The organism is Ochrobactrum sp. A-1 (assembly GCF_022488005.1).
Lineage (GTDB): Bacteria > Pseudomonadota > Alphaproteobacteria > Rhizobiales > Rhizobiaceae > Brucella.
This window is the reverse complement of the sequence record NZ_JAKVQC010000004.1, coordinates 689,390-713,641: the sequence shown is the minus strand read 5'-3', so window position 1 is coordinate 713,641 and position 24,252 is coordinate 689,390. Positions and strand designations below refer to the sequence as shown.

Below are 24,252 nucleotides of genomic sequence, written 5' to 3'. Positions count from 1 at the left end.
GAAATCTGGTGCCCTTAAGCTTTAAGCCGCTTGCGGCTCTGCCTGACGGGTGAGGAGTTTTTCACCGTCATGGCCTGTCACGATACGTTCGATGATTTCGCCCGGTGCGCCACCGTCCACCGATGCCAGCGTAAAGCCTTCCGTGCGCGCAATCCCTTCCCTCTCGACCAGAAGGCACTGCGCAGTGCCGTTGAGAGAAGCGAGGTGCTTTTCATAAGCATGGTCGCCAACGGCACGCAAACGCGCCGCACGTTCCTTGACGATTTCGCGCCGCACCTGCGGCATGCGGGCGGCGGGAGTGCCTTCGCGTGCACTGTAGGGGAAGACGTGCAGGTGGGACAGTCCGCATTCCTCGACGATTTTCAACGAGTTTGCGAACATCTCTTCAGTTTCGGTCGGGAAACCGGCAATGATGTCCGCGCCGAAGACGATGTCGGGACGCAGAGAACGCACCGTTTCGCAGAAGCGGATCGAATCGTCGCGTAAGTGGCGGCGCTTCATGCGCTTGAGAATCATGTCATCGCCCGCCTGTAGCGACAGGTGCAGATGCGGCATCAGGCGCTTTTCATTGGCAATCGCATCCATCAGATCGTCATCGGCCTCGATGGAATCGATGGAGGAAAGACGCAGGCGCTGCAAATCCGGCACCTGAGTGAGAACAGTCTTCACCAGCTTGCCGAGACGCAGGCTTCCCGGCAGATCGGGACCGTAGGAGGTCATGTCCACGCCGGTCAGCACCACTTCGGCATAACCGTTACCGACGAGGCGCTTGACCTGATCCACCACCGCGCCCATCGGAACGGAGCGGGAATTACCACGACCATAAGGAATGATGCAGAAGGTGCAGCGATGATCGCAGCCGTTCTGCACCTGCACGAAGGCACGCGCGCGGCCTTCGATGGCATCGACCATATGGCTCGCGGTTTCGCGCACTTCCATAATGTCGTTGACGCGAACCTTCTCGAACTGGTTGACGCCGAAATCCGGCAGCATCCGGTAGGAATTGGATTTCAGTTTTTCCTCATTGCCGAGAATGAGGTCGACTTCGTCCATGGCGGCAAAATTGTCCGCTTCGGTTTGCGCAGCACAGCCGGTGACGATGATGCGCGCTTCCGGGTTTTCACGGCGGGCCTTGCGGATCGCCTGACGCGCCTGGCGCACGGCTTCCGCCGTCACGGCGCACGTGTTGAAGATGATCGCGCCATCCTTCAATTCGCCAAGCCCGGCGGCATCGGCTTCGCGTTTCATCACCTCTGATTCATAGGTATTGAGGCGGCATCCGAATGTTACGACTTCCACCGACATCAGGCTGCACCCCTGTCAGTTGGCTTGTCATTCTGGGCGTCGCGGCTCCATTCGCCGGTTGCAGGATCGAAAGTGCCTGAGAACTCCCATTCGGCGGGGCCGGTCATCATGACATGATCGTCGTCGCGCCATTCGATCCTGAGCGGGCCACCAGGAACATTGACGGTGACGGTGCGCCCGGTGCGGCGTGTGCGCGCTGCCGAAACGGCGGCGGCGCAGGCGGCGGAACCACAGGCGCGGGTGAGGCCCGCGCCGCGCTCCCATGTACGCAGGTCGATCGTCTCGGGCGAGGTGACATGGGCAATCGAGATATTGGCGCGCTCAGGAAAGATCGGATGATGCTCCAGAAGTGGTCCGAACTTCTCCAGCTCATAGGACCAGACATCGCGTTCGACCCAGAAGATGGCATGCGGGTTGCCCATGGATGCGACCGATGGTGAATGCAGCACCGGCGCGTCGATGGGGCCGACCTGCAGTTCGATCATGCGCGTATCGCGAAATTCTTCGGCAAGTGGAATGTCCTGCCAGTCGAAGCGCGGCTTGCCCATATCGACTGAAATCAGGCCGTCCTCGTGTTCGGTCGCGGTCAGAATTCCGGCGCGGGTTTCAAACGTGAAATCCTGCTTGCCGGTCTCTGCGGCCAGCGCCTGCACGACGCAGCGTGTGCCGTTGCCGCAAGCCTGCGCTTCCGTGCCATCGCAATTGATGATGGCGATATAGTTGTCGGTTCCCGCTGTGCGCGGGTCATGGATCGCCATGATCTGATCGAAGGCGGTTTCGCTGTCGGCCGCAAGACGGATCGCGGCTTCAGGCGTAATCCGATCCGCGCGGCCGCGCATGTCGGCAACGATGATCTGATTGCCGAGCCCGTTCATCTTGGCGAAGGCTGCCTTGGTGGCCATAACTATCGTGGTTCCGTTTTCCTGCGGCTTTGGTCGATAAAGCCTATGGGACAATTAGCGTCTATATGGCGGAAAAGCCCGCAAATTGCCAGTACCCGCGTCAGATTGCGAAAAGTTGCGGCGCAGGCTTTCCCGCAGAACAGGTGCCAATATCGGAGAAACTGTGGCCTTCCTGTCCCAGTTTCAAGATTATTAAGCGGTTTCAAGCATTCTTGAAGAGTTTGAAGGGTAAAAATGACAGGTGCCGGTGTTGCTTTTTTAACCATATAGCCATTTTATCGGTCCAATATTGTCACATTGCAGGGCTTCGGTAGGAAGTCCGGGGCATCCCCACCCCAGATGAGAAATGCGGAAATGGAGAACCAGATGGGAATTTCGAAAGCAAGTCTGCTCAGCCTCGCGGCGGCTGGCATTGTTCTGGCTGGGTGCCAGAACTCCCGGTTTGGCAATCTCGATACGGTTTCGCCACCACCGCCACCGCCACCCGTGAATGCGGCTCCGGCAGGCTCGGTGCAGAAGGGCAACCTCAATTCTCCCAATGCTTCACAGTTTCCGACGGCTCCGACCACGGATCCGAATGCACAGCCCGGCACACAGGTTGCAAGCCTGCCGCCGGCATCCGCGCCCGATCTGACGCCAGGCTCTGTCGCCGGTGTCTGGAACGCATCGCTTGGCGGCCAGAGCTGCAAGATCGCGACGCCGCAGACCAAGTATGGTCAGGGCTACCGCGCAGGTCCGCTGCGTTGCCCGGGTGAACTCGGCAATCTCGCTTCCTGGGCTGTCAACGGCAAGCAGCTCGTTCTCTATGATGCGAATGGCGGCACCGTCGCTTCGCTCTATTCTTCGGGACAGAGCCGCTTCGACGGACAGACTTCCGGCGGGCAGGCCGTTTCGCTTTCGCGCTAAGACATTCTTTCGCTTGGAGCACCGATCTGATTGAATCAGATCGGTGCTCCAATTGTTTTGTTTGCCGCGCATCTTGCCCGAAAACCGTTTCACACTTTTCGGGATGCGCTCTAAAGACAGGCGGATCATCGCGAGATGGTCCGCCGTTTTTGCAATTGAAAGGTTGAACGGACGTAATCATGTCTTTCGACGGTAATCTGAAAGCCTTCCCCTCCGTCTGCGAGCATTACGATGCGATGGTCGTGGCGGGCGATGTGGAAGCCGATCCCGCTCAACTCGAACTCACCGTCCGTTATGACCGGCTGATCGAGGAAATCTGCACCAAACGCCTGTCACGCAAGTCGAGCGCGCTCGGCTGGCTGTTTGGCAAGCGCAAGGAAGCAACGAGCATCATCAAGGGGCTTTACGTGCACGGCGAGGTCGGGCGCGGCAAGACCATGCTGATGGACATGTTCTTTTCGCTTCTGCCGGTGGAACGCAAGCGCCGCGCGCATTTCAACGATTTCATGGCCGATGTGCACGAGCGTATCTATGCGCATCGTCAGGCGCATAAACGTGGCGAGACCAAGCAGGACGACCCGATCCCGCCGGTTGCAGATGCCTTGAGCCAGCAGGCCTGGGTGCTGTGTTTCGACGAATTCACCGTGACCGATATTGCCGATGCGATGATCCTGTCGCGCCTGTTCAGCGCCTTGTTCGCCCGTGGCGTGGTTCTGGTGGCGACATCCAACGTCGCGCCGGACAATCTTTATCGCGATGGGCTGAACCGGCAGCTCTTCCTGCCCTTCATTGATATTCTCAAGCAGCATGTCGATGTGATCAACCTCGATTCGCGCACCGATTACCGTCTGGAGAAACTCGACCGCCAGCCGGTCTATCTGTCGCCACTTGGTCCTGAAACGGCCAAGCGCATGGATGCGGCCTGGGCGGCGCAAAAGGACGGCGCGCATGAAAAGTCCGACGTCATCCGCATTAAAGGACGCGACATCGAGGTCGCCCGTGCCGTGCACGGCGCGGCGCGCTTCACTTTCGATGCGCTCTGTTCGAAGCCGCTTGGTGCCTCGGACTATATTGCCATCGTGAAGCATTATCCGACCTTGTTCATCGATGATGTTCCGGTGCTGGACTATTCGCGCCGCAATGAGGCCAAACGCTTCATTCTGCTGATCGACGTGCTCTACGATCACCACGCGCGGGTATTCATTTCCGCAGAAGCCCAGCCGGAAAAGCTCTATCTTGCCAGCAAGGGTACGGAGGCCTTCGAGTTCGACCGCACCGCTTCCCGTCTCTTCGAGATGCAGAGCGCGGATTATCTGGCCGAGCCACCCGGCAAGGCCGGATAAACAGCCTGCACATCAACTGCCCTATCATCAGACTGCCACAGACTGGACTTATAAGCCCGGTGGGCTATGTTGCTCGCGCAATTCATGCGGAAGGTGTGGCACTTTCGTGCCGGACTTTCGATACTGCATCAGTTTTAAATCGGGGCCGGTTTTGAACAGGTGCACAACGTTGTTGGAATTGGCAGCTTGCCAGTCGCTCCGTCACCGCTTCGCCGGGGATGGTTCGCGGTGGTAGGAGAGGGTGGTTTTGCCTTGATATTGACAAATTATCTTACGTTTACGTAAGAACCATTAATTCTAACCGATTGAAAACATTAGTCGCAAAATAATGAGTTGAGTTTATCGCCAAAGAGTCCTATCTCGCAGTTCCAACGCTTGAGCGTTTCCGGCGAGGATTCCGGATGGCTTGATGCGTTTCTGGATCAAAAGTGAGGAAAGAAACAATCATGGCACGCAACAAGATTGCCCTCATCGGCTCCGGCATGATCGGCGGCACGCTCGCCCATCTTGCTGGTCTGAAGGAACTCGGCGACGTCGTCCTTTTCGACATTGCGGAAGGCACCCCGCAGGGTAAGGGACTGGATATCGCTGAATCTTCTCCGGTTGACGGTTTTGATGCGAAATACACCGGCGCCAACGACTACGCAGCAATCGAAGGCGCAGACGTTGTCATCGTGACCGCAGGCGTGCCGCGCAAGCCGGGCATGAGCCGCGACGACCTTCTGGGCATCAACCTCAAGGTGATGGAACAGGTTGGCGCGGGCATCAAGAAATATGCTCCTGAGGCTTTCGTCATCTGCATCACCAACCCGCTGGACGCCATGGTCTGGGCGCTGCAGAAGTTCTCCGGTCTTCCGGCGCACAAGGTTGTCGGCATGGCTGGCGTTCTCGACAGCGCCCGTTTCCGTTATTTCCTCTCGGAAGAATTCAACGTTTCGGTTGAAGACGTCACGGCATTCGTGCTGGGCGGCCACGGCGACAGCATGGTTCCGCTGGCCCGTTACTCGACCGTTGCCGGTATCCCGCTGCCAGACCTCGTCAAGATGGGCTGGACCAGCCAGGAAAAGCTCGACAAGATCATCCAGCGCACCCGTGACGGCGGCGCCGAAATCGTCGGCCTGCTCAAGACCGGTTCGGCTTTCTACGCTCCGGCTGCCTCGGCCATCCAGATGGCTGAATCCTACCTCAAGGACAAGAAGCGCGTCCTGCCGGTCGCTGCCCAGCTTTCTGGCCAGTACGGCGTCAAGGACATGTATGTCGGCGTGCCGACCGTCATCGGCGCCAATGGCGTCGAGCGCATCATTGAAATTGATCTCGACAAGAACGAAAAGGCCGAGTTCGACAAGTCGGTGGCATCTGTCGCCGGTCTTTGCGAAGCCTGCATCGGCATCGCTCCGTCGCTGAAGTAAAATTCCAGACAAGGCCGGATTGTCGCCTGCGGGCGGCTCCGGCCTTTTCCGGCTGTCAATCCGTACCGGTTCCGTTCAATCCCAATATGCAACGGACCGGGAATCCGCAGAGGACAACCAGATGAATATTCACGAATACCAGGCCAAGCGCCTGCTTCACACCTACGGCGCTCCGATCGCCAATGGTGTGGCTGTCTATTCCGTCGAACAGGCGGAAGAATGGGCAAAGACGCTTCCCGGGCCGCTTTATGTCGTCAAGAGCCAGATCCATGCTGGCGGACGCGGCAAGGGCAAGTTCAAGGAACTGCCAGCCGATGCAAAGGGCGGCGTGCGCCTCGCCAAGTCTGTCGAGGAAGTGGTTGCCAATGCGAAGGAAATGCTCGGCAACACGCTCGTCACCAAGCAGACCGGTCCTGCAGGCAAGCAGGTCAACCGTCTCTATATCGAAGACGGCGCCGACATCGATCGTGAGCTTTATCTCTCGATACTGATCGACCGCACCGTTGGCCGTCCGGCTTTCGTCGTTTCGACCGAAGGCGGCATGGACATCGAAGCCGTTGCCGAAGAAACCCCTGAAAAGATCGTCACCGTTGCCATCGATCCGGCCAAGGGCGTGACGGACGAAGACGCCAGCAAGCTCGCCGATGCGCTGAAGCTTGAAGGTCAGGCTCGCGAAGACGGCGTCAAGCTGTTCCCGATCCTCTACAAGGCGTTCACCGAAAAGGACATGAGCCTTCTCGAGATCAACCCGCTGATTGTCATGACCGACGGCCGCGTGCGCGTTCTCGATGCCAAGGTATCGTTCGACGGCAATGCGCTGTTCCGTCATCCTGACATTCAGGAACTGCGCGACCTGTCGGAAGAAGACGAAAAAGAGATCGAAGCTTCCAAATACGACCTCGCTTACGTCGCTCTCGACGGCAATATCGGCTGCATGGTCAACGGCGCGGGCCTTGCCATGGCAACGATGGACATCATCAAGCTTTATGGCGCAGAACCTGCCAACTTCCTCGACGTTGGTGGTGGCGCTTCCAAGGAGAAGGTGACGGCTGCGTTCAAAATCATCACCGCTGACCCGGCTGTCCAGGGCATTCTGGTCAACATCTTCGGCGGCATCATGAAGTGCGACGTCATTGCTGAAGGCGTGATCGCTGCAGTCAAGGAAGTCGGCCTCAAGGTTCCTCTGGTTGTCCGTCTCGAAGGCACCAATGTCGAACTCGGCAAGAAGATCATCAACGAGAGCGGCCTGAACGTCATTTCGGCCGACGATCTCGACGATGCGGCGCAGAAGATCGTCGCTGCAGTGAAGGGGAATTAAGGCATGTCCATTCTCGTCAACAAGGACACCAAGGTTCTCGTACAGGGCCTGACCGGCAAGACCGGTACCTTCCACACCGAACAGGCGCTTGCTTACTACGGCACGCAGATGGTCGGCGGTATCCATCCGAAGAAGGGTGGCGAAACCTGGGAAGGCTCCAAGGGCGAAAAGCTTCCGATCTTCGCAACCGTTGCCGAAGGCAAGGAACGCACCGGTGCTGACGCATCCGTGATCTACGTTCCGCCAGCAGGCGCCGCCGATGCGATCATCGAAGCGATTGAAGCTGAAATCCCCTTCATCGTCTGCATCACCGAAGGCATTCCGGTCATGGACATGGTTCGCGTCAAGGAGCGTCTGGAACGCTCGAAGTCGCGCCTGCTCGGGCCGAACTGCCCTGGCATCCTGACCCCTGAAGAGTGCAAGATCGGCATCATGCCGGGCAATATCTTCAAGAAGGGTTCGGTGGGTGTTGTTTCCCGCTCCGGCACGCTTACCTATGAAGCTGTGTTCCAGACCTCGAACGAGGGCCTCGGCCAGACCACCGCTGTCGGTATCGGCGGCGATCCGGTCAAGGGCACCGAGTTCATCGATGTCCTGGAAATGTTCCTGGCCGACGACGAAACCAAGTCGATCGTCATGATCGGTGAAATCGGCGGTTCGGCTGAAGAAGATGCGGCCCAGTTCCTCAAGGACGAAGCCAAGCGCGGTCGCAAGAAGCCGATGGTCGGCTTCATCGCTGGCCGTACGGCTCCTGCCGGACGCACCATGGGCCATGCTGGCGCCGTGATCTCCGGTGGCAAGGGCGGTGCGGAAGACAAGATTGCCGCCATGGAATCGGCTGGCATTCGCGTGTCGCCGTCGCCGGCGCAGCTCGGCAAGACGCTGGTCGAAGTCCTCAAGGGCTGAGACCGCGTATCGGTCTGAATATCCCGGCGGCGGCGAAAGCCGCTGCCGGGTTTAGCATAACGGCGGGTCATACGATCCGGTTTAGAGGGACGGATATCCGTTCCGACGCGTAGAGTTTAGTCATGCCGGGGTCTGTAGCGGTTCCTCCCCGGCGGCGTGAGGGATGAAGTTTCGAACTTCCGGCCCGCGCAAGATGAGCCACTGACAAGGAGACGGAGCACTGCTCCGGATAGGCTATGGCAAGGCAAGAACAAGCCAACGACGTTTTCGCCCTTACCTCATTCCTCTATGGCGGCAATGCCGACTATATCGAGGAGCTGTACGCCAAATATGAGGACGATCCGAATTCGGTCGATCCGCAGTGGCGCGATTTCTTCGCGAAGCTGGGCGATAATGCCGACGATGTGAAGAAGAACGCCGAAGGCGCGTCCTGGACCAGGAAGAACTGGCCGATTGCAGCCAATGGTGAACTGATTTCCGCGCTCGACGGCAACTGGGCTGAAGTCGAAAAGCATGTCACCGACAAGCTGAAAGGCAAGGCTGCAAAGGGCGAAGCGAAGGGTGCGACCGGCGCAGCCCTTACCAGTGAAGAGATCACGCAGGCTGCACGCGACAGCGTTCGCGCCATCATGATGATCCGCGCCTACCGCATGCGTGGCCATCTGCACGCCAATCTCGATCCGCTCGGTCTCTCCGAAAAGCCGAACGACTATAACGAGCTGGAGCCGGAAAATTACGGTTTCACGCCTGCCGACTACAACCGCAAGATCTTCATCGACAACGTGCTCGGCCTCGAATATGCGACCGTGCCGGAAATGCTCGACATCCTGAAGCGTACCTATTGCGGCACGATCGGCGTCGAATTCATGCATATCTCCGATCCGGCTGAAAAGGCCTGGATTCAGGAACGCATTGAAGGTCCGGACAAAAAAGTTGCTTTCACGCCGGAAGGCAAGAAGGCCATCCTGTCGAAGCTGATCGAAGCGGAAGGCTTCGAGCAGTTCATCGACGTCAAGTACAAGGGCACCAAGCGTTTCGGCCTCGATGGCGGTGAATCGCTGATTCCGGCCCTTGAGCAGATCGTCAAGCGCGGCGGCGCCATGGGCGTCAAGGAAATCATCTTCGGCATGGCCCACCGTGGCCGTCTGAACGTGCTTAGCCAGGTCATGGGCAAGCCGCATCGCGCCATCTTCCACGAATTCAAGGGCGGCTCCTATGCGCCGGACGACGTGGAAGGCTCGGGCGACGTGAAGTACCATCTGGGCGCTTCGTCGGATCGTGAATTCGACGGCAACAAGGTTCACCTGTCGCTGACCGCCAACCCGTCGCATCTGGAAATCGTCAACCCGGTCGTGATGGGCAAGGCCCGCGCCAAGCAGGATCTGCTGGCCGGTCGCACCCGCGACGACATGGTTCCGCTCGCAACGCGCGCCAAGGTTCTGCCGCTGCTCCTGCATGGCGATGCTGCCTTTGCCGGTCAGGGTGTCGTGGCCGAGTGTCTCGGTCTTTCGGGCCTGAAAGGCCATCGCGTTGCCGGTACGGTTCACTTCATCATCAACAACCAGATCGGTTTCACCACCAATCCGGCCTTCTCGCGTTCGTCGCCGTATCCATCGGATGTGGCAAAGATGATCGAAGCGCCGATCTTCCACGTCAATGGCGACGATCCGGAAGCCGTGGTGTTTGCCGCCAAGGTAGCAACCGAATTCCGCATGACCTTCCACAAGCCGGTGGTCATCGACATGTTCTGCTATCGCCGCTTCGGTCACAATGAAGGCGACGAGCCGTCCTTCACCCAGCCGCTGATGTACAAGGCGATTCGTGCGCACAAGACCACGGTTCAGCTTTACAGCGACAAGCTGATTGCTGAAGGCCTGATCAAGCAGGAAGAAATCGACCAGATGAAAGCGCAGTGGCGTGATAATCTGGAAACCGAATTCGACGCTGGACAGAGCTACAAGCCGAACAAGGCCGACTGGCTGGATGGCGCGTGGGCTGGCCTGCGCACCACCGACAATGCCGACGAACAGCGTCGCGGCAAGACTGCCGTGCCAATGAAGACGCTCAAGGAAATCGGCAAGAAGCTGGTTGAAGTGCCGAAGGACTTCCAGGTCCATCGCACGATCCAGCGTTTCCTCGACAACCGTGCCAAGATGATCGAAACCGGCGAAGGCATTGACTGGGCGACAGCGGAAGCGCTTGCTTTCGGTTCGCTGGTCGCCGAAGGCAACCCGATCCGTTTCTCGGGTCAGGATGTCGAACGCGGTACCTTCTCGCAGCGTCATACGGTTCTCTACGATCAGGAAACCCAGAATCGCTACATCCCGCTCAACAATATCCAGAAGGGCCAGGCGATTTACGAGGTCATCAACTCGATGCTCTCGGAAGAAGCTGTTCTCGGCTACGAGTATGGCTATTCGCTGTCCGACCCGCGCGCTCTGGTTCTGTGGGAAGCCCAGTTCGGCGATTTCGCCAACGGTGCACAGGTTGTGTTTGACCAGTTCATCTCTTCGGGCGAACGCAAGTGGCTGCGCATGTCCGGTCTCGTCTGTCTTCTGCCACACGGCTATGAAGGTCAGGGTCCGGAACATTCGTCGGCTCGTCTGGAACGTTATCTCCAGCTCTGCGCGGAAGACAACATGCAGGTGGCAAACGTCACGACGCCGGCTAACTACTTCCATATTCTGCGCCGCCAGATGAAGCGCGACTTCCGCAAGCCGCTCATCATGATGACGCCGAAATCGCTTCTGCGTCACAAGCGTGCCATTTCGACCCTTAACGAAATGTCGGGCGAATCCTCGTTCCACCGCCTTCTGTGGGACGATGCGCAGTACAACAAGGACGAAGGCATCAAGCTCCAGAAGGATGCAAAGATCCGTCGCGTCGTGCTTTGCTCGGGCAAGGTCTATTACGACCTCTACGAAGAACGCGAAAAGCGCGGTATCGATGACGTCTACCTGCTGCGTGTCGAACAGCTTTACCCGTTCCCGGCCAAGGCACTCATCAATGAGCTGTCACGCTTCCGCCATGCGGAAATGGTCTGGTGCCAGGAAGAGCCGAAGAACATGGGTGCATGGTCGTTCATCGACCCGTATCTGGAATGGGTGCTGGCTCATATCGACGCCAAGCATCAGCGCGTGCGCTATGCGGGCCGTCCGGCCGCAGCATCGCCTGCAACGGGTCTGATGTCGAAGCATCTTGCGCAGCTCGCCGCTTTCCTTGAGGATGCGCTCGGTAACTGATCCGGGTTAGAGTTTTGGAGCGGTTTTCGGAACTGCTCCAACCTGAATTGAACACAGAATCTAAAGTTTGAAGATCAACGGAAGAAGAAACCATGGCCACCGAAATTCGCGTTCCCACGCTTGGGGAGTCCGTTACTGAGGCAACCATCGGAAAATGGTTCAAGAAGGTCGGCGATGTCATCGCTGTCGACGAACCGCTGGTGGAACTGGAAACCGACAAGGTGACAGTGGAAGTTCCGGCTGCTGCTGCTGGCGTTCTGGCTGAAATCACGGCCAAGGAAGGCGATACGGTCGAGGTCAATGCGCTTCTCGGCCAGATTTCCACCGATGGCTCTGCCGTCGCTGCGGCCCCTGCTGCGAAGAAGGAAGAAGCCAAGCCTGCTGCCGCACCGGCTGCAGCACCTGTCGCCTCGGCTTCGTCGGGCCCGGCTATGCAGCCTGCTCCTGCAGCCTCCAAGCTGCTGGCTGAAAACAACCTCTCCGCCGACCAGGTGGACGGTTCCGGCAAGCGCGGTCAAGTGCTGAAGGGTGACGTGCTCGACGCCATCGCCAAGGGTGTTTCTGGGGGTGTTTCTGCTACTCCGGCTGCTGCCGCACCGGCTGCTGCCCGTCCGGTATCGTCGGCTGACGACGCTTCTCGCGAAGAACGTGTGAAGATGACCCGTCTGCGCCAGACGATTGCCAAGCGTCTGAAGGATGCCCAGAACACCGCCGCCATGCTGACGACCTATAATGAAGTCGACATGTCTGCGGTCATGGAACTGCGCACCAAGTACAAGGACGTCTTCGAGAAGAAGCATGGCGTGAAGCTCGGCTTCATGGGCTTCTTCACCAAGGCCGTGACCCATGCGCTGAAGGAAATCCCGGCTGTTAACGCCGAGATCGACGGCACTGACATCATCTACAAGAACTTTGCCCATGTTGGCATGGCCGTCGGTACGGACAAGGGCCTTGTGGTTCCGGTCATCCGTGATGCCGACCAGCTTTCGATTGCTGGCGTTGAAAAGGAACTGGGACGTCTTGCCAAGGCAGCGCGTGACGGTACGCTTTCGGTCGCTGACATGCAGGGCGGCACGTTCACCATCACCAATGGCGGCGTGTACGGTTCGCTGATGTCGTCGCCAATCCTGAACGCTCCGCAGTCGGGTATCCTCGGCATGCACAAGATCCAGGAACGTCCGGTTGTCGTCGGTGGTCAGATCGTGATCCGCCCGATGATGTATCTTGCCCTGTCCTACGATCACCGTATCGTGGATGGCAAGGAAGCCGTGACCTTCCTCGTGCGCGTCAAGGAAAGCCTGGAAGATCCGGAACGTCTGGTTCTCGATCTCTAAGGACGAACGATGGAGCCGGGCATCTTCTCCGCATCCCCGTTTCTGCCGCTGGTCGGCTTGAGCGTTGTCCTGCTGGTGGTCCATATCCTCCTGCAGGGCTTTGCGGCAACAAAGGAACTCGGCTCTCAATGGAATGCCGGTCCGCGCGACGAGGGCTTGAAACCCTCCGGCAAGTTTGCCGGTCGCGCGGAGCGGGCCTCCGCCAATTTCCGCGAGACCTATCCGGCTTTCATCGGTCTGGCTCTGGCGCTCGTGCTGAAAGGCGATCCGTCCGGATGGGGTATTCTCGGGGCGTGGCTCTGGCTTTTCGGCCGCATCGTCTATATCCCGCTTTATCTGGCGGGCATTCCCTATTTCCGTTCCTTCGTCTGGCTCATTAGTCTGGTGGGGCTCGGTATCATGCTTCTGGCTCTGGTTCTGTGATGACAGCCTGCGCGTGAGACACGCGCAATGAAGGAAACGCGATGCATCCCTATCTGTTCGAACTTGCATCCCTGATGGCGATTTTCGTCTTTGCCATCGTTTCCCCTGGCGCCGATCTCGCCATGGTTATCCGGCAATCGCTGCTGCATGGCCGTCGCGAGGCGATCATCACGAGCTTCGGCATCGGCGCCGCCCTGATGATGCATGTCACCTATACGGTTTTGGGTCTCGGGCTCATCATTTCCAAGTCGATCTATCTGTTCAATATCGTCAAATGGTGCGGTGTGGCCTATCTGGTCTATATCGGCATCAAGGCGTTGCGCGCTGGAGCGACAAAGATCGATGTGGAAATGGCATCGAAGGAACCGCGCAAGCCGCAGAGCTTCGCCAAGGCGTTCGGACTCGGTTTTGCGGCCAATGCGCTCAATCCGAAAGCAGTGTTCTTCTTTCTGTCGATTTTTTCGACGGTCGTTCATGCTCATACGCCGACCGAGGTTAAGCTTGGCTATGGCGTTGTGATGGCGACCGCGCTGATCTCATGGTTCGTTGGTGTCAGCCTTTTTATGACGACGCCGAAGATGCGTGCGGCTTTCTCGCGCGCCTCGAAATGGATCGATCGGACCAGCGGTGTTGTCTTCATCGCGCTGGGGCTTAAACTTGCCACCGAAAAGGCTATGTAAAAAGCAACAGGTTCAGTTTGGCTGAATCTCGATTCGCTGCCGGAAACACTCAACCGGAACATTCAGGGAGAACCGACAGATGCACGCTGCAAACAAGCTTTTCAGGACTGCCGCCGTTTCGGTGCTTGCGCTCACCGTGTTCTCGACTGCGGTTCAGGCTGCCTGCACCCAGAACCGGGCGATTTATCGTGATCGCGACGATGCCTATACGCTGACCTTTCGTCCGGAGCAGCCGAACGACCTGAAAATGTCACCGGCGCCGACGAATGAATTCACCATCACGGCCAATGACAAGCCCGACTTCAAGCTTAGCGGCATGGTGATCTGGCCGGAAGAAGGCGTGGCGCGTCCCTATGCGTTGCTGACCTTCAACTGCAAGGGCGATGGTTCCAACCCAGAAGATCTCGATGATTGCAGCATCTGGCAGAGTGTCATCTATGCGCTGAAGGAAGGTGCGGAAGCTGACGTTCTGCCCAAGGCGGACGAACCGGCCGCCCAGGCGATCCTGCTGCCCGATCTGGTGACGGCGCTGGATGGTTATGATTTTGGAGCGGCAAAACCCGAAAAGCCGCTTCAGTGGGAAGCATTCCGCTTTCAGGGATGCTCACCAGACGAGGAATGATCGGTAGCCCGCAGGCGCTGATTATATGTGAATAATTTCGAATGAAGGAACGGGCCCGGATGGACGGGGCGTTCGAAAAACGTTCAGGACAGACTGAAGAAGGATAGTTCAATGTCATACGATGTGGTTGTCATCGGTACCGGCCCCGGCGGTTATGTCGCCGCGATCAAGGCTGCACAGCTTGGTCTTTCCGTTGCTGTTGTGGAGAAGCGCAAGACCTTCGGTGGCACCTGCCTGAATATCGGCTGCATTCCCTCCAAGGCGCTTCTGCATGCGTCGGAGGTATTTGCCGAAGCCGGTCACTCCTTCGATACGCTCGGCGTGGAAGTGACGCCGAAGCTCAATCTGGGAAAGATGCTGGCGCACAAGGACACGACCGTGAAGGCCAACGTCACGGGCGTCGAATTCCTGTTCAAGAAGAACAAGATCACGGCCTTCATCGGCACTGGCAAGATCGTCGGCAAGGGCAAGGTTTCCGTGACCGCCGAAGACGGCAAGGTCGAGGAGATCGAGGCAAAGAACATCATCATTGCCACCGGTTCCGATGTCGCGGGCATTCCGGGCGTGAAGGTCGATATTGACGAGAAGGTCATCGTTTCCTCAACCGGCGCGCTTTCCTTCGACAAGGTTCCAGGCAGCCTGATCGTTGTCGGCGGCGGCGTGATCGGTCTGGAACTCGGTTCCGTCTGGGCGCGTCTTGGTGCGAAGGTCACGGTCGTTGAATATCTCGACAAGGTGCTTGGACCCATGGATGGCGAAGTGTCGAAGCAGTTCCAGCGCCTGCTCGAAAAGCAGGGTATTGCCTTCAAACTCGGCGCAAAGGTGACCGGCGTGGATAAGGCAGGCAAGGGCGCGAAGGTGACGTTCGAACCGGTGAAGGGTGGCGCGGCTGAAACGCTTGAAGCCGATGCGGTTCTGATCGCGACTGGTCGTCGTCCTTATACGGACGGCCTTGGCCTTCAGGAAGCCGGCGTGAATGTCGATGATCGCGGCCGCGTTGCGATCGACGACCATTGGCGCACCAATGTCGAAGGCATCTATGCCATCGGCGACGTGGTTCAGGGCCCGATGCTGGCGCACAAGGCTGAAGACGAAGGCATTGCTGTTGCCGAAATCATCGCCGGCCAGGCCGGTCACGTGAATTTCGACGTTATCCCGAGCGTCGTCTACACGCAGCCGGAAGTCGCTTCCGTCGGCAAGACCGAGGAAGAACTGAAGGCCGCTGGCATTGAATACAAAGTTGGCAAGTTCCCGTTCACGGCCAATGGTCGTGCACGTGCCATGCTGCACACCGATGGTTTCGTGAAGATCCTTGCCGACAAGGCGACTGACCGCGTTCTGGGCGCGCATATCCTCGGCTACAATGCCGGCGAAATGATCCACGAACTGGCTGTTCTGATGGAGTTCGGCGGTTCGTCTGAAGACCTGGCCCGCACCTGCCACGCCCATCCGACCATGTCGGAAGCCGTGCGTGAATCCGCTCTGGCAACCTTTGCCAAGCCGATCCATATGTAATCGGTTGCAACCATGTGACTATAAAAAGCCCCGCAAAAGCGGGGCTTATACATTTGAGGCCGGAACGTTAAACTTCGTTCCGGCCTCTATGTCATTGTGGTGAATGCAACACCGCAATGGCTGCTGCAAAGCGGTTGAGCCCATCGGGGCGTGAACTTTCGTTCGTAAAAAAGCAGAACCCTTTGCAGCTTTTGAGGTCTTGTCGCACCGTTGAGGGAGCTTCGCGCTCGTGTATAAGGGAGACCAGCCTCATGTCTTATACTAGCCGTTTTGTCGGCATCGACATATCAAAATCGTCTTTGGATGCCTGCGTTCTGCCGGATGGCCAGACAGTGACCTATCAAAATACGGCAGCAGGCATTGCCAGTTTTCTCGCCTTTCTCGCAACTGTGGACGATATTGAACGTCTGGTTCTCGAACCGACCGGCGGTTACGAGCGCCTTGTCGTTGCCGCCTTGCAGGCCGCGCGATTGCCTGTCGCCAAGGTCAATGCGAAGCAGATCAGGCAGTTTGCACGTGCCTGTGGCCAACTCTCCAAGACCGACAGGATCGACGCCTTCATTCTTGCCGATTATGCAAGGCGCATGGAAACAAGAATTCTGCCACAACGCTCTTCTCAGGAGCGGGCTCTGGCGGATTTTGTCAGTCGTTACAGACAATTGTCGCACATGATCGTGCAGGAGAAAAATCGCCGGGAGAAGTTGACCGGGCGAACGAAAGTCTGGATCGAGGAAAGCCTGCGTTTCCTGCTCGATCAGCGTCAGGCTATCGTGGATGAAATGACGGCTTGCCTGAAAGCGGATGCAGAGTTGGGCCGGAAGGCCGAGGTTTTGATGTCGCTCAAGGGGATCGGCCTACGAACGGCATGCTTCATCCTGGCCGACCTGCCGGAACTGGGGCATACTGACAAAGGACAAATTGCCAAGCTGGTTGGCGTTGCGCCGCTTAATCGCGATAGTGGTCTGATGCGCGGCAAGCGCATGATTGCAGGTGGTAGAAGACATCTGCGCGACGCGCTTTACGTCGCAGCGCTGCCTGCCATTCGTTTCGATCCCGACATGAAGGCATTCTTCACGCGTCTCAAGCAGCAAGGAAAGCCCGGAAAGGTCGCACTTGTCGCCGTCATGCGTAAAATGATCATCATCCTAAATGCTAGAATGCGAGACGCCAACGCAACGGTGCTTGACGCCTAACACCGTTGCTTTTTTGATGTTTAATTCTGCGCTGGCGGGTTAGCCGGAGCTGGAGCCGGTGTTGCAGGCTCGCTCTGCGTCGCCGGTGGCGGGGGAGGCGGAGCCGCAGTATCCGTTCCACTGCCATTCCGGTAGAAGAAGTAAGCGAGGATAATGATCGCTGCCAAAAGCACTGCGCCGAGCAGATAGCCGCTTCCGCCGCGTTGGGGTGGAGGCGTCGGCATTCCCGACTGGCCAGACGGGTCCGACAGGCGCGGATCAGTCGTCGTGCGGGGATCACTGTTTCGCGGATCAAGGGGATCAACCATAACGGGTTCCTCCAGTGGTCCCTTCCATCATCAAGGTGATAGTTGGGAAGCGACAGTTGCCGGGTATCAGCGGTCATTTATGAGCCAATTCGTGCTCCGACCACTTCTGATGTGCTTTGTCCTGCGTTGCGATAACAAACCCGGTGTATATTAATGCGAGAAAGTCCCAGTAGTTCCAAAAACTCTAATATAAGAAGGAAAAGGGATTAGTAGCTGGGCAGAGGTGTTCCGCGAAGGTGTCGTTAACCCGAGCGAAACTGCATATCGATATGTATATTCAATCATGGAAGTGGTCTGCTGATCGGATTTGTGATCGATCAACTGGCTATTCAGGCTTTATCACTGTAAAGCACTGATAAAGCTTATTGTTGCAAGCGGTCAGAAACGACGCTGAAATTTGAGGAACGACTTAATGCCGTCGAAAGAAAATCTGAAAACCATCGAGCGCTTCGAAAAGCTCTCATCGCTTTTGCGCGATGAACAGTTCAAGCTTCTGGATGAAGCGGCCAGGGAAGAAGCGCTGCCGGGAAAATCCATACTGAGACAGATTGCCGAACTCGAACTCAATATTACCGCAATTGAAAACAGCATCACCGATCTGAAAGCCGGTTAGAAATATTCAGGCATATACTTCTATAGCGGGGTCACCCGATAACCTTTTGCACGTAGCAATTCGATTATACCGTCCTTGCCCGGCAGATGCAGTGCACCAGCAGCAATAAAGGTGTTTCCCTTGTCGATGATCGGGACGGCACGATCCGCCATGACCTGATTGCGGTCAGAAATGAGATATTTCAGAAATAGCTCGTAGTCCTCTTCGGAAAGGCTGTCTGGAACGATTTTCCGGAGCGACGGCATGATTAGACCAATCTCGCCCTTGAGGTAGAGCGCAGTCGTGGTTTCCATGGCATCCTCGACCTTATCACCATAGTCGACGGTAGCCACGAGATTGCGGAGATGGAAGTCAAGCGGCATCCGGTTCATCGCCACCAGTTGCTCTGCAGCGCTTTCCAGCCCCAATACATTGCGGCCCTCGGCCTGCGCATCGAGAGCCAGCCGTTCATCAAGCGATTTCTCGCCTTCGCCTTTGCGCTCCCGCTCGCATTTTGGAAGTGCGAGCAGGCTGGTCAGCACCCACGGCTTCATTTTCGCAACTGCATCGAGAACGATACCGCGTTCTGCCAGCTTCTGTTCGATTTCCTCGCGACGCTCGGGTGGAATATGCGACTTCAGGGTGCTGCCGTCAGTGAAGAGCAGCAGGTCGGGTTGTTCGAGCTTGAGACGCAGGAAAGCCTTCGAGTCCAGAATATCCGTCGTTTCGATGACGACGGTGTTCGCTGAACGATAGGCTTCGTCGGCAGCTTTTGGCAATGTCAGGACGCGCGGATCGGAAAGATGGATCGTGCCGAAGAGGTAGGACGGAGCGACGCCGTCTTTGTCGATCTTCCAGAGAAGCCCTCTGCGATTGGGCACAGCGTCAGCTTCGCGCTGCAATTCCTTCCAGCTTGCCGGGTCCTTGGTCTCCAGCCCGTCGATGAGATTGACGCCGTGCACGGCGCAAGCAGCGGGCGCATCGTCGGCGCGGGCGAAAGTTGCGCCTGCCAGGCAGGCATAGAGAAGAACGAGAAGCAGCTTTTTCATGAGAGTAATATAGGGGTGGTTTTTGCCGATGCCAGCGACTTCTCAAGCCGGTTAAGCCCGGGGGTGAGCTTTGTCATAGACTTCCAAGAGCCGCTCGGTGTCCACGCCGGTATAGACCTGTGTGGTCGAGAGGCTTGCATGGCCAAGCAACTCCTGGATCGTTCTGAGATCGCCGCCCCGCCCCAGAAGGTGGGTGGCGAAGGAATGGCGCAGCGCATGCGGCGTCGCGCTGTCCGGCAGGCCGAGACCAGCACGTAGTTTCTGCATTTCGCGCTGGATGATCGCAGCATGCAGCACGCCGCCCTTGGCACCACGAAAAAGCGGCTTGTCGGCGGAAAGATCGAACGGACAAAGCGCTCGATATTGCGCAACGGCGCGATGCACGATGGGCAGCAACGGCACAAGGCGCGCTTTGTTGCCCTTGCCCGTGATGGTGATGGAACGAGCAGTGCCGTCGGATAGTGCATCGCCCATCAGGCCGAGCGCTTCCGATATGCGCAGGCCGCAACCATAGAGCAAGGTCAGGACTGCGGCATTGCGCGCCGCGATCCATGGTTCCTCTGCCATTTGACCATCGGCTGCAACCACGCGCCGGGCATCTTCGGCGGTCAGCGGTTTCGGCAATGATTTCGGCTGGCGCGGCGCGCGCATGGCGCTTGCGCCTGCCGCATTGGCAAGACCGCGTTTTTCCAGATGGCGCAGAAGCGAGCGCACCCCGGCAAGACCGCGCCCCAGCGTCCTGGCTCCAACACCTTCATTGCGACGGCTGGCCAGAAAGGAACGCAGATCGGCAATGCGCAGATTGCCGACATCCTTTAGTGAAGGCGGTTCCCCCAGATGACCGGTCAGAAAATTGAGAAACTGGCGCGTATCGCGCTCGTAGGCTTCAAGCGTATTTTCCGACAGGCGGCGCGCATCTTTCAGCGTCTTCAGCCATTCTTCACGTGCCGCTGCAAGGTCGGCGCGGGCAGGGATCAGAAATTCGCTGTTCGTCGTCATAATCAAGCCGGTCGTTCACTCTGGATGGAAGGGCAGTTTGCCAGCGATAGGTTACCGGCTGGTTGTCCGCGAGGCGAAAAGCACTATTCTTACGAATTGAGGTGAATTGAGCTGACGAAAGGGCTATGGAACGAAAAATAGTCCTATCCAAGCAGCAGAAACAAGGTTGGCAATGCCGCGTCCAGAAAACCCGATCCAGCTCGCCGTTATCGGTGCCGCCCATGGCACGCGCGGCGAAGTGCGCGTAAAGACTTTTACCGGCGATCCGCTGGCCATCGCCGAATACGGCCTGCTCTATGACGAACAGGGCAAGAGCTACGAGGTTCTGGAAGCCCGCCCTGCAAAGACTGTCGTGGTCGTGCGTTTCAAAGGCATCAATGACCGCAATGCCGCCGAGGCACTGAACGGTGTCGAACTTTTCATCGATCGTTCACAACTGCCGGACGACGAACTGGATGAAGACGAGTTCTTCCAGACCGACCTGATAGGCCTGCTGGCGGTGGATGCCGAAGGCAAGACCTATGGCGTGGTGAGCGCCCTGTTCGATTTCGGCGGCGGTGACCTCATCGAGCTCAGCGAAAAGGGCAAGCGCCCGATGCTTATTCCTTTCACGGAAGCAGCAGTACCGGAAATCGATCTGGACAAGGGCACTTTGCTGGTCGAGCCCTATGCCGCCGGATTGATCGCCGACGATGAGGACGAACGTCCGCAGAACGAAAAGAAAAAGCCGAAGAAGTCATGACCGAAGTTTCGAAGCCCGATGATGAGGCCAGCTTCTTTCATGCATCGGTGCTGACGCTTTATCCTGAAATGTTTCCCGGCCCTCTTGGCACTTCGCTTGCAGGCAAGGCGCTCGGCGAGGGCAAATGGCAGCTCGATGCGGTGCAGATTCGTGACTTTGCCGAGGGCAAACATCGTATGGTTGACGATACGCCCTCTGGCGGCGGAGCAGGCATGGTGATGAAGCCGGACGTTATCGCCCGCGCTCTGGATTCGGTTGCCAACGGCCACCGCCCGGTGCTGCTGATGAGCCCGCGCGGAAAGCCGCTGACGCAGAAGCGCGTGCGCGAACTGGCGGACGGGCCGGGCGCTATCATTCTCTGTGGCCGCTTCGAGGGCGTAGACGAGCGTGTCATTGAGGCGCGCAATCTCGAAGAAGTATCGATCGGCGATTACATCCTGTCGGGTGGAGAAACTGCCGCAATCGTTCTGTTGGACGCCATCGTGCGGCTTCTACCGGGTGTGATGGGTAATCGAGAATCCGGCGAGACGGAAAGTTTTGAGACTGGGTTGCTTGAACATCCGCATTATACGCGTCCGCAGGTTTGGGAAGATCGGCCTATTCCCGAAATCCTGACCTCCGGCAATCATGGTGCCATCGATAAATGGCGGCATGAGCAGGCAGAGAGGATCACGAGGGAACGGCGTCCCGATCTTTGGGAAGCCTATTGCGAGGGCAAACGAAAATGAACCTGATCCAGCGGCTCGAAAGTCTGTCTCTCGCTCTGCTGGCATTGGGTGCCTATTGGGTCAGCGGTGCCAGCTGGTGGCTTTTCGCAATACTCATTCTGGCGCCCGATCTTTCGTTCTTCGGCTATATGAAGGGGCCGCGCACCGGCGCCGTGGTCTATAATATCGCCCATAGCTGGATCGGTGTTGTGCTTCTGGCGGTGTTGGGCTGGGCGATGAACTGGCAGATCTGTATCGCCATGGCGCTGATCTGGGCCGTGCATATTGGTGTCGACCGCGCTTTGGGTTTCGGTCTCAAATATGGATCAGGTTTTCAAGATACGCATCTTGGCCGGATTGGCCGGTAATGCCAAAGTCCATCGGGTAAAGCCCATTGGATTTTGGTTAAGCCCGAGTGGCGATTGAACTTTTTCAAGGCGTGATGCGTTAGCTTCTCAACGCCTTGGTATAAATGAAAAATGCCCGGCTTATGCCGGGCATTTTCGTTTCGTATAATCAGGCAGAATGCTGATGTGCGGGCTTGCGAAGTTCTGTCTGCGATCTGCGCAGTACAAAATAGACGCCGCCGCCAATACCGACGCCGAAGAACCAGCCATAGGTTGCCCACCATGCCGGCAGGAGATTGGTGGCCATTGGCAGGACGGATGAGAACAAGGCACCAATTGCAAAAGCGATGAAAGCCTTGACGTGCCAACCGTTCTGGAACCGGAATTCACCGTTCTCCTGATAAAGATCAGCCACATTCAACTGTCCGCGACGCAATAGATAATAGTCGACCATCATGATTCCGAAGATCGGACCCATGGTGGAGCCGAGGAAGTTGACGAAATGCGCTGCACCGGTTTCCCACGGCGCGAACGGGTAGAGGATCAGAGCGATCAGAGCTGCGATGACTCCGCCCCGCTTGAACGAGACTTTCTGCGGGAATGTGTTGGAGAAGTCGAAGGCCGCAGAAACGAAATTTGCGACCACATTGATGCCGAGTGTTGCGACGGTAAAGGTCAGCGCAGCCAGAAGTGCGAGAAACCAGCTATCGAACTTTGCCGAAATCTGGTCCGGATGAAGCAGGACTTCGTCATAGACGGTGAAGGCCGCAGTGGTTGTGACGCCGGCGACGAGGCAGAAGGCCAGAAGATTGATCGGCAGACCCCACAGGTTGCCGCGCCGCAGGGATGCTTCATCCTTGGCATAACGTGAGAAGTCGCAGAAGTTCAGATAGAGCGCTGCGAAATAGGTGATCCAAGTGGCTGCAACAGCCGCGAGCGCTGCAAAGGACCCTGGCTCGCCCATGACACCCGCATCTCTCGTTTTCTCAAGCAGTACATCGCGCGGAATTTCACTGCCGAACGAGAAGGTGCCGGCTTTAATGACCAGATAAACAGCCAGGATAAGCATCATGATCCAGACGGCCGGGCCGGCCCAATCCTGAAACTTGCGTACGGTTTCCATGCCACGCTGGATGATGAGAAGTTGGGCCGCCCAAACCAGGACATAGCAGATGACTTCAAGGGTAGAGTGGCCGAGAAGATGGCTGTTCTGATGAAAGGACAGCATACTCTCGTTGCGGATCAGCAATGCGACGAGTGCACCGGAGGCGGCAGCCGTCTGTGCGCCATACCAGAAACAGGCGACAACGCCGCGCACGAGTGCTGGAAAATTGGCTCCGAACGTGCCGAACGATGCCCGCGCCAGCACCGGGAAAGGCACGCCCGTTCGTACGCCGGCATTACCCACCAGGCTCATCAGGAAGAAGATGACCAGTGACCCCGCACCGATGGCTATGACAAAGTTCAAGAAGCTGCCGCACAGAAGAAACAGGCTTGCGGCGAGATAATAGCCCCAGAGGCTATGAACGTCCGATGTCCAGACGTTGAAAATGCTGAAAGCACCCCATTTGCGCTCTTCGGCTGGTGCCAGATCCTCGTTGTATAACGAGGGTGATGGATTCTTGATTGTCATAGTGTTCCCATTTAAGCGGCAGCTTTTATAGTTGTTTACGATTTATATTTTTATTGTTGACGATATTTGTGGCACAGTATCGAGAGGCTGGCTACGAAAATTTCTGACAGGGCGTGACAAATCCTGCGTGATGCTGTATGTGCCTGCCAGTTCGGGGAAACCCGACGTGAAATACCTCGTTCGGGCAAAGCCCGAGACGTCCGTAAACCAATAAATGGTGTACCGCTCCTGCCTGAAACTGAAGGCATAGCCGCAGGGCCAAGGGTTGCTTGGCGGCAAGTGTAGAGCGCTCTGACTGTTTGAGAAGAATTCAGAAGGAGTCAGACGATGACCGATATCATTCGTCAGCTTGAAGCCGAACAGGCAGCAAAGATTGAAGAAAAGCGCAAGCTTCCAGATTTCCAGCCGGGCGACACAGTTCGCGTTCAGGTTCGCGTTACCGAAGGCACGCGTACCCGCGTGCAGGCCTATGAAGGCGTCTGCATTGCCCGTTCCGGCGCTGGCCTCAACGAAAACTTCACCGTTCGCAAGATTTCCTACGGCGAAGGCGTAGAGCGCGTATTCCCGGTTTACTCGCCGATCGTCGAAGGCGTTGAACTCGTTCGCCGCGGCAAGGTACGTCGCGCGAAGCTTTACTACCTTCGTGGCCTTACCGGTAAGGCTGCCCGTATTGCTGAAAAGAAAGACAACCGTACCAAGGCCGAGCGCGAAGCTGACAAGGCTGCCGCCGCCAAGGCTGAGGCTGCCAAGGCTGCTGCTGAATAAGCTTCACAGCAC

23 protein-coding genes are annotated in these 24,252 nt (G+C 57.4%); 17 read left to right on the top strand and 6 right to left on the bottom strand.

Annotated elements, in window-relative coordinates; all coding sequences use genetic code 11:
* Nucleotides 1-21: 21 nt before the first annotated feature.
* Both mtaB and dapF read right to left on the bottom strand, forming a co-directional pair.
* Nucleotides 22-1,305: a tRNA (N(6)-L-threonylcarbamoyladenosine(37)-C(2))-methylthiotransferase MtaB gene (gene mtaB / locus MKS82_RS13005; protein ID WP_240578913.1), complete on the bottom strand. Its 1,284-nt coding sequence runs from the start codon at nt 1,303-1,305 to the stop codon at nt 22-24.
* On the bottom strand, nt 1,305-2,207 hold the full coding sequence (dapF, locus tag MKS82_RS13000) for a diaminopimelate epimerase (protein WP_109986955.1): 903 nt from the start codon (nt 2,205-2,207) through the stop codon (nt 1,305-1,307). The genes mtaB and dapF overlap by 1 nt, the downstream gene beginning before the upstream one ends.
* Nucleotides 2,208-2,573: 366 nt before the next feature.
* Between dapF and MKS82_RS12995 the strand changes: the two genes are divergently transcribed.
* The 12 genes from MKS82_RS12995 to MKS82_RS12940 all read left to right on the top strand — a co-directional run bounded on the left by MKS82_RS12995 (nt 2,574) and on the right by MKS82_RS12940 (nt 17,098).
* Nucleotides 2,574-3,113 (top strand): protease inhibitor Inh/omp19 family protein, encoded by a 540-nt coding sequence (locus MKS82_RS12995; RefSeq protein ID WP_109986954.1) that lies wholly within the window; start codon nt 2,574-2,576, stop codon nt 3,111-3,113.
* 179 nt (nt 3,114-3,292) lie between these two features.
* Nucleotides 3,293-4,456: a cell division protein ZapE gene (zapE, locus tag MKS82_RS12990; RefSeq protein WP_109986953.1), complete on the top strand. Its 1,164-nt coding sequence runs from the start codon at nt 3,293-3,295 to the stop codon at nt 4,454-4,456.
* Nucleotides 4,457-4,902: 446 nt separating this feature from the next.
* The gene (mdh, locus tag MKS82_RS12985; protein WP_109986952.1) at nt 4,903-5,865 is read left to right on the top strand and encodes a malate dehydrogenase; all 963 of its coding nucleotides are present in this window, start codon (nt 4,903-4,905) and stop codon (nt 5,863-5,865) included.
* Nucleotides 5,866-5,986: 121 nt separating this feature from the next.
* A complete protein-coding gene (gene sucC, locus MKS82_RS12980) occupies nt 5,987-7,183 on the top strand; it encodes an ADP-forming succinate--CoA ligase subunit beta (RefSeq protein ID WP_010657594.1) in 1,197 nt (398 codons plus the stop codon).
* Between the two features lie 3 nt (nt 7,184-7,186).
* Complete coding sequence (gene sucD, locus MKS82_RS12975; protein WP_109986951.1) at nt 7,187-8,089, top strand: succinate--CoA ligase subunit alpha; 903 nt, start codon at nt 7,187-7,189, stop codon at nt 8,087-8,089.
* Nucleotides 8,090-8,325: 236 nt separating this feature from the next.
* Nucleotides 8,326-11,331, top strand: coding sequence for a 2-oxoglutarate dehydrogenase E1 component (locus tag MKS82_RS12970; RefSeq protein WP_240578912.1), 3,006 nt, complete (start codon nt 8,326-8,328; stop codon nt 11,329-11,331).
* Nucleotides 11,332-11,423: 92 nt separating this feature from the next.
* Nucleotides 11,424-12,665, top strand: coding sequence for a 2-oxoglutarate dehydrogenase complex dihydrolipoyllysine-residue succinyltransferase (gene odhB / locus MKS82_RS12965; protein WP_240578911.1), 1,242 nt, complete (start codon nt 11,424-11,426; stop codon nt 12,663-12,665).
* A 9-nt stretch (nt 12,666-12,674) separates the two neighbouring features.
* Complete coding sequence (locus tag MKS82_RS12960) at nt 12,675-13,088, top strand: MAPEG family protein (protein ID WP_109986948.1); 414 nt, start codon at nt 12,675-12,677, stop codon at nt 13,086-13,088.
* 41 nt (nt 13,089-13,129) lie between these two features.
* Nucleotides 13,130-13,768 (top strand): LysE family translocator, encoded by a 639-nt coding sequence (locus MKS82_RS12955; protein WP_109986947.1) that lies wholly within the window; start codon nt 13,130-13,132, stop codon nt 13,766-13,768.
* A 79-nt stretch (nt 13,769-13,847) separates the two neighbouring features.
* Entirely contained in the window at nt 13,848-14,390 is a 543-nt protein-coding gene (locus MKS82_RS12950) for a hypothetical protein (protein WP_109986946.1), read from the top strand.
* Between the two features lie 111 nt (nt 14,391-14,501).
* The gene (lpdA, locus tag MKS82_RS12945) at nt 14,502-15,905 is read left to right on the top strand and encodes a dihydrolipoyl dehydrogenase (RefSeq protein WP_109986945.1); all 1,404 of its coding nucleotides are present in this window, start codon (nt 14,502-14,504) and stop codon (nt 15,903-15,905) included.
* A gap of 251 nt (nt 15,906-16,156) precedes the next feature.
* Nucleotides 16,157-17,098, top strand: a complete 942-nt coding sequence (locus MKS82_RS12940; protein ID WP_024897869.1) for an IS110 family transposase — start codon at nt 16,157-16,159, stop codon at nt 17,096-17,098.
* 20 nt (nt 17,099-17,118) lie between these two features.
* Here the strand turns inward: MKS82_RS12940 and MKS82_RS12935 are convergent, their stop codons facing one another.
* Complete coding sequence (locus MKS82_RS12935) at nt 17,119-17,406, bottom strand: hypothetical protein (protein WP_109988619.1); 288 nt, start codon at nt 17,404-17,406, stop codon at nt 17,119-17,121.
* 412 nt (nt 17,407-17,818) lie between these two features.
* Between MKS82_RS12935 and MKS82_RS12930 the strand changes: the two genes are divergently transcribed.
* The gene (locus MKS82_RS12930) at nt 17,819-18,019 is read left to right on the top strand and encodes a hypothetical protein (RefSeq protein ID WP_006470960.1); all 201 of its coding nucleotides are present in this window, start codon (nt 17,819-17,821) and stop codon (nt 18,017-18,019) included.
* A gap of 20 nt (nt 18,020-18,039) precedes the next feature.
* Here the strand turns inward: MKS82_RS12930 and MKS82_RS12925 are convergent, their stop codons facing one another.
* A complete protein-coding gene (locus MKS82_RS12925) occupies nt 18,040-19,047 on the bottom strand; it encodes a TraB/GumN family protein (protein WP_109988618.1) in 1,008 nt (335 codons plus the stop codon).
* 51 nt (nt 19,048-19,098) lie between these two features.
* A complete protein-coding gene (locus MKS82_RS12920) occupies nt 19,099-20,046 on the bottom strand; it encodes a tyrosine recombinase XerC (protein WP_109988617.1) in 948 nt (315 codons plus the stop codon).
* Nucleotides 20,047-20,218: 172 nt separating this feature from the next.
* Between MKS82_RS12920 and rimM the strand changes: the two genes are divergently transcribed.
* From rimM to MKS82_RS12905, 3 genes are read left to right on the top strand one after another with little or no spacing between them, the layout of a single operon-like run.
* Nucleotides 20,219-20,788, top strand: coding sequence for a ribosome maturation factor RimM (rimM, locus tag MKS82_RS12915; protein ID WP_109988616.1), 570 nt, complete (start codon nt 20,219-20,221; stop codon nt 20,786-20,788).
* On the top strand, nt 20,785-21,516 hold the full coding sequence (gene trmD, locus MKS82_RS12910; protein WP_109988615.1) for a tRNA (guanosine(37)-N1)-methyltransferase TrmD: 732 nt from the start codon (nt 20,785-20,787) through the stop codon (nt 21,514-21,516). Before rimM ends, trmD begins: the two co-directional genes overlap by 4 nt.
* Nucleotides 21,513-21,863, top strand: a complete 351-nt coding sequence (locus MKS82_RS12905) for a DUF4260 domain-containing protein (protein ID WP_109988614.1) — start codon at nt 21,513-21,515, stop codon at nt 21,861-21,863. Before trmD ends, MKS82_RS12905 begins: the two co-directional genes overlap by 4 nt.
* A 148-nt stretch (nt 21,864-22,011) precedes the next feature.
* Here MKS82_RS12905 and MKS82_RS12900 read toward each other — a convergent pair whose 3' ends face one another.
* On the bottom strand, nt 22,012-23,475 hold the full coding sequence (locus MKS82_RS12900; protein WP_109988613.1) for an NCS1 family nucleobase:cation symporter-1: 1,464 nt from the start codon (nt 23,473-23,475) through the stop codon (nt 22,012-22,014).
* Nucleotides 23,476-23,802: 327 nt separating this feature from the next.
* On the opposite strand from MKS82_RS12900, the gene rplS reads away from it, so the two are divergent.
* A complete protein-coding gene (gene rplS, locus MKS82_RS12895) occupies nt 23,803-24,240 on the top strand; it encodes a 50S ribosomal protein L19 (RefSeq protein WP_006467977.1) in 438 nt (145 codons plus the stop codon).
* Nucleotides 24,241-24,252: the final 12 nt, after the last annotated feature.